At 38.7% G+C, this 13,652-nt stretch carries 12 protein-coding genes; 11 read left to right on the top strand and 1 reads right to left on the bottom strand.

The annotated features are described in order from the left end of the window. Positions 1–225 precede the first annotated feature (225 nt). Entirely contained in the window at positions 226–1,071 is an 846-nt protein-coding gene (locus DXB77_RS02980) for a radical SAM protein (RefSeq protein ID WP_118662615.1), read from the top strand. A gap of 203 nt (positions 1,072–1,274) precedes the next feature. Here DXB77_RS02980 and DXB77_RS02985 read toward each other — a convergent pair whose 3' ends face one another. After that, positions 1,275–1,949: a Crp/Fnr family transcriptional regulator gene (locus tag DXB77_RS02985; protein ID WP_118662616.1), complete on the bottom strand. Its 675-nt coding sequence runs from the start codon at positions 1,947–1,949 to the stop codon at positions 1,275–1,277. A gap of 210 nt (positions 1,950–2,159) precedes the next feature. Here DXB77_RS02985 and DXB77_RS02990 point away from each other — a divergent pair, with 210 nt between their 5' ends. From DXB77_RS02990 to DXB77_RS03035, 10 genes are all read left to right on the top strand, one after another. After that, positions 2,160–2,954, top strand: a complete 795-nt coding sequence (locus DXB77_RS02990; protein ID WP_021944117.1) for a 4Fe-4S binding protein — start codon at positions 2,160–2,162, stop codon at positions 2,952–2,954. Between the two features lie 204 nt (positions 2,955–3,158). Next, positions 3,159–3,752 (top strand): TetR/AcrR family transcriptional regulator, encoded by a 594-nt coding sequence (locus DXB77_RS02995; protein ID WP_279220244.1) that lies wholly within the window; start codon positions 3,159–3,161, stop codon positions 3,750–3,752. A gap of 73 nt (positions 3,753–3,825) precedes the next feature. Next, a complete protein-coding gene (locus DXB77_RS03000; protein WP_243100131.1) occupies positions 3,826–4,668 on the top strand; it encodes a class I SAM-dependent methyltransferase in 843 nt (280 codons plus the stop codon). A gap of 340 nt (positions 4,669–5,008) precedes the next feature. After that, positions 5,009–5,569 (top strand): sigma-70 family RNA polymerase sigma factor, encoded by a 561-nt coding sequence (locus tag DXB77_RS03005; protein WP_021944121.1) that lies wholly within the window; start codon positions 5,009–5,011, stop codon positions 5,567–5,569. Further along, a complete protein-coding gene (locus tag DXB77_RS03010; RefSeq protein ID WP_021944122.1) occupies positions 5,566–6,279 on the top strand; it encodes a hypothetical protein in 714 nt (237 codons plus the stop codon). The genes DXB77_RS03005 and DXB77_RS03010 overlap by 4 nt, the downstream gene beginning before the upstream one ends. 124 nt (positions 6,280–6,403) lie before the next feature. Then, on the top strand, positions 6,404–9,418 hold the full coding sequence (locus DXB77_RS03015; protein ID WP_118662617.1) for a diguanylate cyclase: 3,015 nt from the start codon (positions 6,404–6,406) through the stop codon (positions 9,416–9,418). Positions 9,419–9,491: 73 nt separating this feature from the next. Next, on the top strand, positions 9,492–9,866 hold the full coding sequence (locus tag DXB77_RS03020; RefSeq protein ID WP_118662618.1) for a DUF4186 domain-containing protein: 375 nt from the start codon (positions 9,492–9,494) through the stop codon (positions 9,864–9,866). Positions 9,867–10,070: 204 nt separating this feature from the next. After that, positions 10,071–11,120 carry a Fic family protein gene (locus DXB77_RS03025; protein ID WP_118662619.1) on the top strand — a complete coding sequence of 350 codons (1,050 nt, stop codon included), beginning with the start codon at positions 10,071–10,073 and terminating at the stop codon, positions 11,118–11,120. Continuing rightward, a complete protein-coding gene (locus DXB77_RS03030) occupies positions 11,121–12,623 on the top strand; it encodes a class I SAM-dependent DNA methyltransferase (protein WP_118662620.1) in 1,503 nt (500 codons plus the stop codon). Positions 12,624–13,137: 514 nt separating this feature from the next. Beyond that, a partial coding sequence (locus DXB77_RS03035) for a restriction endonuclease subunit S (RefSeq protein ID WP_182439422.1) occupies positions 13,138–13,652 on the top strand: 515 nt, incomplete at its 3' end.

A 13,652-nucleotide genomic window follows, 5' to 3' on the forward strand; every position in this document is an offset into this window, starting at 1 on the left:
ATTTTGCGTTCATTATATCATGTGCTTCGCACATTCTATGCATTTCGCAAAATCAGCATCCTTGCGAGCAAATAATTTTGCGTTCATTATATCATGTATGAAAATTGTGTATCAGAGAGAAAATAGAAAGAGGCTATGAAGCTGTGAGTGGTGGAAACAGATGCATAGTCGTGGTTGTTTAATGTGTAATTGTGTAAAATAATAGAAAGAACTTAGAGGTGGAACATGCCGGAAAAGAAACAGATTTTAGGATATATTCATTCAACAGAAAGCTTTGGAGCAGTCGATGGTCCGGGAATTCGATTTGTTGTATTTTTACAGGGATGCAAGATGAGATGCAAATATTGTCATAACCCAGAGACATGGAATCTTGTAACAGATTACAGCAGACTGTATGCTGACGATGTCAGCGATGATGAAAGAGAAGCACTTGAGAAAAAAATTGAAGAGAATACAAAACTGCTCAAAGATAAAGGTGTTAAGATCGAGGCCAGAACTCCGGAAGATCTGTTAAAGCAGGCACTTCGTTATAAGCCATACTGGAAAGGTCAGGGTGGTATCACTGTAAGCGGTGGTGAAGCTTTACTTCAGATGGATTTCCTGATCGAATTTTTTAAGCTTGCGAAGGCGCAGGGTATCCATACTACGATCGATACGGCCGGAAATCCATTTACCAGAGAAGAACCGTTCTTCTCAAAGTTCAATGAACTGATGAGCCTTACAGATCTTTTTCTGCTTGATATTAAGCAGATTCATGATGATAAGCATCGTGAATTAACAGGGTTCTCAAATCAGAATATTCTGGAGCTTGCACAGTATCTGTCCGATCATGGCAAGCATATGTGGATCAGACATGTACTTGTTCCGGGAATTACGACAGATGAGGATGATCTGAAGAAGACAAAAGAATTTATAGATACTCTTAAAACAGTGGATAAGGTAGAGGTACTTCCATATCATAAGCTGGGTATTCAGGAGTGGGAGAGACTTGGAATCCCTTATAAATTAGAGGGAATCGATCCTCCAACAGAGGAGCAGCAGAAGCTTGCAAAGAGCATTCTTGAAAATTAGGCTGTGAATAAAAATGGAAGATGAAATTACTTATTATTTCGCAAGACGCTTTCGCTCTATTCCTCGGCGCAGCGGTACGTAAAGTTACGAAAGACGTAACTTAAGTACCGGCGCTCGGAAAGGCTTGCTGCATAATAATAATTCATCTTCCATTTTTATGCCATAAACTTATATAGTAAGGTATGCTCTTTGCAAGCATGTTTTTAGAGTAGGCGGAAGGTTGACTTTTGAGTGTCAATGATTCCGTCTTTTTTTAGTTTGCTGATTTCAGCGGACATGGCGGAGCGTTCTACACCGAGATAGTCTGCGAGTGCCTGACGATTGAAAGGAATCGTGAAGGTATCCGAATGATTCTGTTTTGCCTGATCGGAGAGGTATGCCATTAATTTATCACGGGTTGTTTTCTCTGACATATAGCGTATTTTTTGATTTAACGCAAGGTTTTTCCGGGCAATTTCATGCAGCAGATTCCGGATCAGGGTATTGTGAAAATCACAGGAATTCGAACATGAGGTCAGAAGATGATGGCAGTCCAGAAGCAGAATATCACTGTCAGTCATGGCAAAGACGCTGACTGGTACAGTAGAAAGACCTGCGCAGGAGAAGGCTTCTGCAAACAGATCACTGGGTTGTAAATTTGTCATAACGCTTCGGTTTCCATAATAATCTTCTCGGATCACCTGCGCTGTTCCGGTAAGGATGATTCCGATAAAGCGAGCTGGATCGCCCTCTACGAATATGGGATTCCCTTTTTTTACATGAATATGGTTTCCATCCAGACATGTAAGCATGGCCGGCAGATTCTGTTCATCGATGCCGGTAAACAGGCGACAGGCTGACAGGGTATCAATATAGGATGTAAGATCAGATTTGTTCATAAAATTTCCATTTCCTTAAATGTTATTTTGTTGGAAATCCAACATACATTTTGAAATAAGTATATTAGAATAAGCACATAAAATCAAGAACCTGATTGACAGTTAAGTGATGAAAGAAAGCTATGATGTATATTGTCCATCAATGAAGCGACAAATATAACAGCAAATATCATAGAATGATCAGGTATCGGGTATTCAGGAGGAAAAATGATGATTCGCAGGATTATAGAAATTAATGAAGAAAAGTGTAACGGCTGTGGGGCATGTGCATCGGCATGCCATGAGGGCGCGATCGGGATGGTGAATGGTAAGGCAAAGCTGCTTCGGGATGACTATTGTGACGGACTGGGAGACTGTCTTCCAACCTGCCCGACCGGGGCTATTACATTTGTTGAGCGTGAAGCAGCAGACTATGATGAGGCGGCGGTATTGGCGGCAAAAGCTGAGAAGATGGCAAATGAAGCAGGCAATCCATCAGGAGAACCTCTGCCATGTGGTTGTCCGGGTACGGCTATGAAAACATTTAACAGAGACCAGTATGACAAAAAGACAAGAGCTGTTGAAGCTGGGAGTAAGACTGCGCAGAATGGTGCAATATCACCTGAGCTTGCACAGCAGTTAGCATCGATGATGGGACAGCAGGAGTCAGAGCTGCGCCAGTGGCCGGTACAGATTAAGCTTGTTCCGGTGACAGCCCCTTGGTTTGATGGAGCAAAGCTGCTTGTTGCGGCGGATTGTACAGCGTATGCATATGCGAATTTCCACCGGGATTTTATTAAGGGACATATCACTTTGGTGGGCTGCCCGAAGCTTGACATGATAGATTATTCTGCAAAGCTGACAGAGATCATCCGGAATAATAATATCCGGAGCATTACGGTTGTAAGAATGGAGGTTCCGTGTTGTGGTGGTATTGAGATGGCTGTAAAGAATGCGCTTCAGAACAGCGGAAAATTCCTTCCGTGGAATGTAGTTACAATTTCAACAGATGGAAAGATTATGTAAGTAAAATAAATGTATATTGTTTTACTGTTGCTAATGTAAGATCATGTGGGATAGAGGACACAGATTTTGCAGGAAAATATGTCGGGTGACAGAAAAATAAAAGAGAAGAAGGCTTCGGGTGTCAGAAATTATAAGGTAAAGGGCGTGACCGGAAAATAATACTTGACATTTTGGTTAGAAGTATCTAACATAACATGTGTTATGATGAATGATCAGGAAAACACAATAGAGAAAATTAAACAGACAGCATTAGACGAATTCTTCATGCATGGCTATAACAAAGCAAGTCTTCGAACGATCTGCAGTCGGGCAGGAGTTACGACCGGTGCAATGTATTTTTATTTTAAGAATAAAGAAGCATTGTTTCGGGAGATATTTGAACCATTGGTCGTTCAATATGAAGAATTGCTTGTCAGATATATGAAGTTAGAGCTTGCAGAACCGGAGCTTGGCACACAGTTGGATGTCCAGATGATGCAGTTTATTCTGGAACATCGGAAGGAAGCGGTGATCATTCTGGAAAAGGCGCAGGGAAGCTGTTATGAGATGTATCGCTCCAAGGTAGAACAACTGATGGAGCAGTCCATATATACATTTTATAAGAGCCGGATGGATTACGAGCCGGATGAAAAGCTTGTAAAGATACTGGCAAAGATCCGTTTGGATGGATGTCTGGAGATTATTAAAGGAAATTATAGTATGGAAGATAGTTTGTATTTGGTTGAGAAGATCGGGATCTACTCAATGGGTGGAACAGACAAATTAATACAGAATCTAAGAGAGCCTCACAGCATATAGCTGTGGGGTTCTTTTTTTACAACATAACAAAAAATAACATTTGTTATGCAAACACAGAAAAGGAGAATTAGCTATGAGTGAAGGAAAAGTAATGCAGACAGGAACAACAGGAGAACAGGCTAAAACAAAGGTAGGAGTACAGGGAGTACCGGAGACGATGCTGCAGACTTTATTTGCAAGAGCGGCAGAATCCGAAAAAGAGAATCACCATATCTATGATAAGAAAGCGATCGAGATCGTATCACAGTTAGATTATGATTTCTCAAAAGCAGAATCCGATAAGCTGATGAGCAGCGGTGTAATTGCGAGAACGATCGTGCTGGATCGTCTGGTAAATGATTATCTGACCAAACACCCGGATGCCATTGTTGTAAATATTGCCTGCGGACTGGATACCCGTTGCTACCGGATGAAGGGAAAATATCAGCGTTGGTACAATATCGATCTTCCGGAGACCATGGATATCCGAAGCCGTTTCCTTGAGGAGAATGGTCCGGTTTACCAGATCGCAAAGTCTGCAACTGATCCATCTTATACGGTGGATATCGAGTATCATGGAGAACCGGTTCTGGTGGTGATCGAAGGTCTTACGATGTATTTAACGGAGCAGGATGTGCGGAAGATGTTTGAGATCATTGATCAGACATTTACACAGGCAAAGGTTCTGGTTGAGGTAATGGCACCATTTGTTGTGAAGCATATGAAAGAGAAGTCCATAGAGGGAAGCCGGGCGAAATTCATCTGGGGTGTGAAAAGTGGAAAAGCATTTCAGAGTGTTACACCTTCTTTCCGGAGCGAAAGAGATATCAGTCTGGTAGAGGGGATGAAAGAATTTGCTCCCATATATAAAGTGCTTGGAAAGATTCCGTCTGTAAGGAATTTTTCAAACAAGATTCTGGTACTGAATAAACGATAATTTATAAACAATAGGAGCTTGGAAAAAACTTGACAATATCTTTTTTGTTGATGTATTTTTGAAAAAAGCGAGACATCTCTCTTTTTTTAAATAAAAAGACAGAAGGCAGTTATGAGATTTGACGAAAAAGGGCTTGAGATCGGTAAGACTTTGATGTTGTTGCCGGGACCTTGTTGTAATCGATGAATGGATGGAGCAGCCGGTTTAATCGCAATACGAAGCGGAACCGGCTGCTTTGATTGCATTTATGGAGTGCTGGAAAATTCGGTGGGGGAGAGATAAAGAATATTGTAAGATTTTTGTTGAAAAGTCGTGTATATAGATAGAAGGAGGTATTTGAATGGATGACAAGGTGATTGTTCAGATGTATCTGGATAGAGATGAAAATGCGATTTTGAAAACAAAGGAAAAATATGAGGCGTACTGTTATGCAATATCAAATAATATTCTGGGAAATTATGAGGATGCACAGGAATGTGTAAATGATACTTATTTACGGGTATGGAATTCAATACCACCGCAAAAACCGGTTAGGTTGTCAACTTATCTAGGGAAAATTGTAAGAAATCTTTCATTTGACAGATATAAGAAAAACACGGCGACCAAAAGGGGTGGAGGACAAACGAAATTGATCTTAGATGAATTAGAAGATATCATTTCAGAGAGAAATACTCCTGTGGATGAAGTAGAACGGAAAGAATTAATTAGAACTATAAATGAGTATCTGGCAAATGTATCCCAAAGAAAGAGGCAATTATTTGTATGCAGATACTGGTATGCGGATAGCATTAGAAATATTGCTGACAGGTATAATATGACGGAGAATTATGTATCGGTGATATTAAATCGAATGCGGGCAGAATTACGCATATATTTGTCAGAAAGGGGGTTCGAATTATGAACAGAGAAGATATGTTTGAGCTGTTGCAGGATTTGGATGGCCGATATATAACTGAAGTAGATAGAAAGAAAAAACATGGCTGGATTAAGTGGTTATCGGTTGCGGCAGTAATAGTTATATTTATTTTTGCCGGATGTTTTATATTGATAAGCAATCGAAAAGAAAATGCGTATAAGGTGATCGCATCTGAAGTGGGAAAAGAATATATGCAGCTCGGGGCAACGATGCCACAGATCCTATATTGTAATGACAAGAAAATAATTATGTATGACTACATAGGAATATGGGTATATGATTTTTCAAAAAATAACTTGGTTGGATATTGTGATTTTCGTCCGCTTGATATGACACAGATTCAGGGATATCCATATGTTTGTGTGAAAGCTGTAGAAAATGGAAAATTTGTCGAATTTTATATGTCAGATAACAGTAAAAGATATCTTTATGATGTAAATAAGGATGAATTTAAAGAAGTAGCAACATATGATGAAATGCAGAAGGCATCAGATACGATGCCGGATGTATCGGCAGACCACTCTCTTTCAGAGTATGCATCTACCTATCAGATAGCAGATAAGACTTATATTTCTTATACATTAAATATAGAAGATAGTGCAAATGAGGTGCAGTATAAGGATCTGATAATCTTAAAAGAAACAAATGGGAAACTGGAAAAATTTTTGCCATTTGCGACAGGTGGCGAAAAGTGATAGCCGACAAGAATTTTTACATTTCAACTAAACTGCCGGCGCTTGTGATACGCATAGGTGTTGCCATACTGCTTCAAAAATAGTAAAATAAACTCGGATTTTGTCTGAATATTGGAGGTTTACTATGAATGAGACAGTTGTGATCAATGCATATATAGTCATATCAATTATTATTGCTGCTACAGATATATTATTAGCGGTAAAATCTTTTAAAAAGAATAAAACAACAGGTAGATTTCTGGGGTTTGCCTGTATGGGTGCGGCTATTGTAGATATTAGTTATCTGATCAGTATCATAAGTGATTCCTATATGTGCATGGCGGCTATGTCGAGTATATATTTTATAAGTATAGATTTTATGCTTGTCTCTCTTTTAATTTTCACGGTTTATTTCACAAAAGGAAAGTTTTCCGGATATGGGAAATGGATGGTAGCATTCTGCTTTTTATATTGTATATATGAATTGATCGTGTTTGCAGTTAATCCATTTATGGAAATTGCAATTGAATATAAACCACGGGATACGCTGATTGCAAAGTATAGCTATCAGATGAAGCCCTTGTATGAGCTCCATCTGATATTTTCGTATGTAATGGTGTTATTGGTGGTAGGTTTATTGATTCGGAAGATTTGCAAGATTCCGCAAGAATATCGTTGGCAGTATTTAAGTGTTATCATAGGAATTCTTATTATTGTAGGGTCAAATGCGATCTTTTTATTTTTACCGGGCGAATCTGTAGTGAATTTACTGGACTATTCGATCGGAGGATACAGTGTAGTATCATTTATTATTTATTGGAGCTGCTTTGATTATTCCACACATGGGATGTTGAATAAATTGAAGACAAGTATATTTGAAAATATAGGGCAGGGCATCGTTTTGTTTGATGATGACGAGCACCTGATTCTGCATAATGAAAGAGCTGATTTTTTCCTGGGAGAAGAACTGTTGACCGGATGTAAAGATCTTCAGAGTTTTCTGGATGTATATGGATTGTCGTTTGATCCGGAATCAGATGACGACAGCTTTTCCCTGCAATGCTATGTTAAGTTGGAAACGGAAGAAAAGACATTGCGGTGTGATGTAAAGAAGCTTGAAAATAAAAACGGCCATAAGATTGGTCAGATGTTTGTATTTACAGATATCGCACTTGAGACGGATATGCTTACAGGATTTCAGAAATGGGAAAATTTCAAACAGCTTGCATTGGAAAAAAATGATCATTTTACGTTCCCGGTAGGAATTGCTGTATGTGATATTAATAGTTTGTCTGTTATCAACAGCACACTTGGGAAAAAAGCAGGGGATCAGAAGATTCGGTTGTTGTCGGAAAATATGAGAACCTGTTTTCCTGAAAGGGCATATTATGTCAGAGGAACCGAGGCACATCTTATAGCATTGTGTAGCCGAAGCAGTGAAGATGAGATGGCAGTATGTGCCGGAAAACTTAAGGAGAAGTTCGACGGAAGTATTCAGTACGCAGTCAGTGTGGTAGAAGATGAGACACACAGTATAGTTGAAAGCATTCGAAATACAACTAAAGCTATGCGTACAAAGAAATTAGTAGACAGCAAATCCATTCATTCGGATATGCTGGCATCTCTGATACGGGCACTTGAGGAATGTGACAGTGATACGGAGCATCACGTTCGCCGTACACAGATTATGGGTGCAGAGCTTGGTAAACGTATAGAGTTATCCGATATACAGCAAAGCCGCTTGTCCCTTCTCTGTCTGCTTCATGATATCGGAAAGATCGGTGTTCCGATGGAGATATTGAACAAACCGGGAAAACTTACCGATGAAGAATGGAAGATCATGCGTTCACATGTTGAAAAGGGCTACGATATTGCAAACAGTAATGTAGAATTGAAGCAGATCGCAGAGGAAATCAGACATCATCATGAAAGATGGGATGGAAAGGGCTATCCGGACGGACTGAGCAGGGAGAGTATACCGGTACTGTCACGTGTAATTGCTGTTGTTGATGCATTTGATGCGATGGTAAGTGACCGCCCATATAGAAATGGAATGCCTGTATCCGATGCACTTGAAGAATTAAAAAAATGCGCCGGAACACAATTTGATCCGTTTATTGTTTCCGAGTTTATTCAAATGATATCAGAGAATTATTCTGATACCGTAAAGGGAGTTCATAAGTTCAGGCAGGAGAAGGAAAAGCCTCAACACAAACAAGTGGCAAAACCGGAGGATAACAGTACACTTCAGGAAGCATTCTGTGTACATACAGTGCAATGCAGCAGATATTTGCTGGATGGTTCATGGAATATTTTGTCTGTGGATGATAATTTCGAGAAGCTGACAGGTTATTCCGGTGAGGATGTAGAAAAAAATTCCATGAATCAGATGGATCTGATCCCTGAAGCTGATCGGACAGAATATTTGTGCCGGACAAATGCCAATCTGGCTAAGAGTACATATGTATTGCAGGAACACAGACTCCATCGAAAGGATGGAAAGGATATTTATGTCTTTTGTTATGGACGTGTCTTTTACGATTCGGCAGTTAAACAGGATCGTGCAGAGATTATTATTTCAGATGTATCGAGTACTTATTCCATGAAGATCCTGACAGATGCAGAGCAGAATAAGGCGGAAGTCAGATTGCGGAATTGGGAGAATACATATCGCACAGATTCCCTGACGGGTCTTTTGAACCATGCGGCTTTTCGGAATGATATGGAGATGAAGCTGTTATCAGGTGATTTTAATGCAATGATGATCATGATAGATGTTGATAAATTTAAGCAATATAATGATATCTATGGTCATCATAATGGTGATAAATATCTGATCTTAGTCGCCCAGACATTGCTTGCGTCTTTACGAAATGAAGATTTTGCCAGTCGTATGGGTGGGGACGAATTTGCAGTAATGATGTTCTTTAATAAGAGTGTGCCGGAGAAGGCGATCAAAGAACATGCCCAGCAGATATTTGACAAAGTAAATCTGACAGTAAAATCTGCAGAGGGAGGTACCGGCATCTCTATGGGCGCAGTCATCGCTAAGTCAGAAGCAACCTTTAACCGGTTATATGAGGAAGCAGATAATGCATTATACGAGGCGAAGGAAAGCGGAAGAGGCAGACTGGTCGTGAAGGAGCACGGGGAAAAATAATATAGTATTTATGTTTATAGATGGCATTCTAACAGGAAGTGTTAGGATGCCATAAGAAGTTTGGAGAATTTTAATGACAAAAGAGGAATGGTATAAGCAGCTATTTGAGAGACTTGGTAATTCCAAGTTCCGAAGCAGCTTTCATTTAAAGCAGAAGGACATTGATTACATAAATGAAAAAGGACTGGATACTATAAGGCAGCATGCGCAGGATTTCATTGCAAAGCGGGAAGCTCCGGCGGTTATTCCAAACGATGGAAAACAGACGCCGATGAAAGGGCATCCGGTATTTATCGCACAGCATGCAACTGCAACCTGCTGCAGGGAGTGCATCCGAAAATGGCATAAGATACAGCCGGGCAGGGAATTGAGCCAGATACAGCAGGAGTATCTTGTGGATGTGATCATGACCTGGATTCAGAGAGAGATGGAGAGGAATAAGGGGTGAGATGACAGTCGGAGCCAATATTCTGGCTGTTTTTGTATATTTACTGAAAATTTAAATACTTCACACAAATAATAATTTAGTCAAAATATGTTATAATGACTAAATTGAAAATCTTGACGATAAAATTAAAATATGATAATTTATAATTATTCAATTAGGTTATTCGTGTGAATAATGACTAAATTAAAAATGTGAGGCTATTAAATGAGAGATTATAATTATAAAGAAAAGTGGCATAAACTACTAACGCCAGAGATAGTAAAGAAGCTTACACGCATCAATGAGTACAAAGGGGAACAAAGATTATTTATCGAGGCACATAAGGATGAATTAATTGAGTTAGTAGAAATTGCTAAAATTCAGAGCACCGAGGCTTCAAATAGAATAGAGGGAATATTTACCGCAGATGACAGAATCAAAAGTCTTGTTCAGGCTAAAACTACACCACGAGATCGTGATGAAGCGGAGATAGCGGGATATAGAGATGTGTTAAATACAATTCATGAAAATTATGATTATATTCCGATTAATGCAAATTATATTTTGCAGTTGCACCGAGATTTGTATAAATTTCTGGGAAGTACAGAAGGTGGACAGTTTAAGACTTCTGACAATATTATTCGAGAAACAGATGCGGATGGGAATGATTGTGTTCGATTTAGACCGGTTCCGGCATGGGAAACTGCACCGTCAATTGATGAATTGTGTAAATCGTATCATGAGGCAAAGCCTGAAGCAGATCCATTGCTTTTGAGTTTGATGTTTATCTTAGATTTTTTATGTATACATCCGTTTAATGATGGAAATGGACGTATGAGCAGATTGCTTACTTTACTTTTGCTTTACCAGTCGGGTTTTATTGTTGGTAAGTATATAAGTATTGAAAGAATTATTGAAGAATCAAAGGAAACTTATTATGAAGTTCTTCAGGATAGTTCCATTAACTGGCATGAGAATGAAAATGATTATAAACCATTTGTGAACTATATGCTGGGAGTTGTTGTAAACGCATATAAGGAATTTGAATCCAGAGTGGAATTGCTGACGAATCCTAATCTGTCAAAAGCAGATCGTGTTCGTGAGATAATAAGAAAACATATAGGGACAATTACAAAAGCGGAATTGTTGAATATGAATCCGGATATAAGTGATACAACTATTCAGAGAGCTTTAGCAGATTTGTTAAAGAATGGAGAAATTAAAAAAATAGGTGGAGGACGCTACACGAAATATGTGTGGAGAGTAGAGGATTAAATGATTACAGGTGAATTAAAAAATAAAATTGATGGATTATGGGATATTTTTGCTGCAGGAGGTTTGGTTAATCCCCTTGAAGTGATTGAGCAGATTACCTATCTGATGTTTATTCATGATTTGGATGATTCCGATAATATAAGAGCAAAAGAGAGTGCAATGCTTGGGCTCCCATTTCAGAGTATTTTTTCAGAAGAAGTAAAGATTGGGGAAAGAACAATTGACGGTTCACAGCTTAAATGGTCTGTCTTTCGTGATTTCCCTGCAGATAGAATGTATTCTATAATGCAGGAATGGGTGTTCCCATTTATTAAAACACTGCACAGTGATAAGAATAGTGCATATTCCAAATACATGGATGATGCAATATTTAAATTGCCAACACCCCTTGTTTTATCCAAGGTAGTTGACTCTTTAGATGAAATCTATGCAATGATAAATGAAGTTCAGACTGCTGATGTGCGGGGAGATGTGTATGAATACCTATTATCAAAAATTGCTCAGTCGGGGCTTAATGGTCAGTTTAGAACGCCAAGACATATTATTCGAATGATGGTTGAGATGATGGATCCTTCAAGCAATGAAGTAATCTGTGATCCGGCATGTGGAACCTCTGGTTTTTTGGTTGCTTCAGGTGAATATCTGAAAGAAAAAAAGAGAGAAGAAATTTTCTATGATAAGCAAAAGAAAGAGCATTATATGAATCGTATGTTCTATGGTTATGATATGGATAGAACAATGCTTCGCATTGGGGCAATGAATATGATGACACATGGAATTGATAATCCATTTATTGAATACAGAGATAGTTTGTCTGATCAAAACACAGACAAGGATAAATATTCTTTGGTATTAGCAAATCCTCCATTTAAAGGAAGTCTTGATGCAGAATCTGTATCAGGAGATTTACTTAAAGTTTGCAAGACGAAGAAGACAGAATTATTGTTTCTTGCGTTATTCATACGTATATTAAAAATAGGTGGACGATGTGCATGTATCGTTCCGGATGGTGTGTTATTCGGATCGTCCAAAGCGCATAAGGATATAAGAAAAGAGATTGTCGAAAATCAGAGGTTGGAGGCTGTTATTTCAATGCCTTCTGGAGTATTTAAACCATATGCCGGAGTTTCAACTGCCATTCTTGTGTTTACAAAAACGGAGCATGGCGGAACAGATAATGTTTGGTTCTATGATATGACAGCAGATGGCTTCAGTTTGGATGATAAACGAGCTCCGATCTCGGAAAATGATATTCCTGATATTATTGAAAGATTTAGAAATCTGGATAAGGAGACAGACCGAAAACGTACAGATAAGTCATTTATGGTTCCAAAACAGGATATTGTGGATAATGCTTATGATCTTAGTATTAATAAGTATAAAGAGATTGAATATATTGCTGTAGAGTATCCGCCAACATCGGAAATAATGGCAAATATTCGTGAGATTGAAATGGAGATTGGGAAAGAGATGGATGAGTTAGAGCACTTATTGCATTTGTAGGAGGATAAAATTGTAATTAATATTGTGCTGTATGAATGAAACAGAGTTAAATATGTGTCATATAAAAAATTTGACTTAGAAGAAAATGACAAAAAGAATTCAAACACAATATTTAATACATTGAGCCCTAAATTGACGAAAAAATAGTCAACCCCAGGAGCAAAGGATTCTAAGCAATAACATGCCTACTCCTATTTAGGAACCCAGCTTTAATCCATCGCAAGTTGACTATGGTTAATAGTAACATAATAGAATTACATGTCAAGACCTTGAAAAATTCATTATGGGGTCAGAGGGCTAAAATAAAAGGAAAGGAAAAACAAATTCGGATTTGACGAGGTAATGAGCAGTGCATGGACAAGATGAAAACAGACGCTGGGAGCTTGCTCGCAGGCGGATGATTTTCAGATTGGACATATAGTGCGATAGCACGCATGAGCGTAGGCGAAGCCGTAGCGAATGTAGCACTGTGAAAGCACTGAGTAAGCTGATGAAGAATTGTAGGGATTGTATTATGGATATGCTGTATGTAGAAGACTGTTGTGAGATACTTGATTCTATGCGAGTGCCTATCACAGCATCTGAAAGGGAAGAAGGAGAATATCCTTATTATGGAGCAAATGGTATTCAAGACCATATTGCTGATTATATTTTTGATGATGAACTTGTACTATTGGCTGAAGATGGAGGTAATTTTGGTTCCAGAGAAAGACCTATTGCATATAGAGTTTCTGGAAAATGCTGGGTTAATAACCATGCACATGTATTAAAGCCAAAAACGGGATTGGATGTTGATTATCTATGCTATTCGTTAATGTTTTATAAGGTCGATGGAATGGTTAATGGTGCTACAAGGCAAAAATTAACCCAAGCTGCTATGCGAAAGATGCAGATTCCATTAAGAAGTATGGATAAGCAGAAATATATTGTTGATGTACTGAATCATATCATTAAGTTAAAAGAGCGGCGCCAGCAAGAATTACAGTTATTAGACGACCTCATCAAAGCCCGATTTGTCGAGATGTTTGG

It is taken from the genome of Clostridium sp. OM05-9, from assembly GCF_003481465.1.
Lineage (GTDB): Bacteria > Bacillota > Clostridia > Lachnospirales > Lachnospiraceae > Coprococcus > Coprococcus ammoniilyticus.

Bases quoted from the DNA above. Each gene is read 5' to 3' on its own strand.
- DXB77_RS03010 (WP_021944122.1), top strand. From the start codon at position 5,566: ATGAACAGAGAAGATATGTTTGAGCTGTTGCAGGATTTGGATGGCCGA.
- DXB77_RS02990 (WP_021944117.1), top strand. From the start codon at position 2,160: ATGATTCGCAGGATTATAGAAATTAATGAAGAAAAGTGTAACGGCTGT.
- DXB77_RS03025 (WP_118662619.1), top strand. From the start codon at position 10,071: ATGAGAGATTATAATTATAAAGAAAAGTGGCATAAACTACTAACGCCA.
- DXB77_RS03000 (WP_243100131.1), top strand. From the start codon at position 3,826: ATGAGTGAAGGAAAAGTAATGCAGACAGGAACAACAGGAGAACAGGCT.
- DXB77_RS02980 (WP_118662615.1), top strand. From the start codon at position 226: ATGCCGGAAAAGAAACAGATTTTAGGATATATTCATTCAACAGAAAGC.
- DXB77_RS02995 (WP_279220244.1), top strand. From the start codon at position 3,159: ATGAATGATCAGGAAAACACAATAGAGAAAATTAAACAGACAGCATTA.
- DXB77_RS03015 (WP_118662617.1), top strand. From the start codon at position 6,404: ATGAATGAGACAGTTGTGATCAATGCATATATAGTCATATCAATTATT.
- DXB77_RS03005 (WP_021944121.1), top strand. From the start codon at position 5,009: ATGGATGACAAGGTGATTGTTCAGATGTATCTGGATAGAGATGAAAAT.
- DXB77_RS03020 (WP_118662618.1), top strand. From the start codon at position 9,492: ATGACAAAAGAGGAATGGTATAAGCAGCTATTTGAGAGACTTGGTAAT.
- DXB77_RS03030 (WP_118662620.1), top strand. From the start codon at position 11,121: ATGATTACAGGTGAATTAAAAAATAAAATTGATGGATTATGGGATATT.
- DXB77_RS02985 (WP_118662616.1), bottom strand. From the start codon at position 1,949: ATGAACAAATCTGATCTTACATCCTATATTGATACCCTGTCAGCCTGT.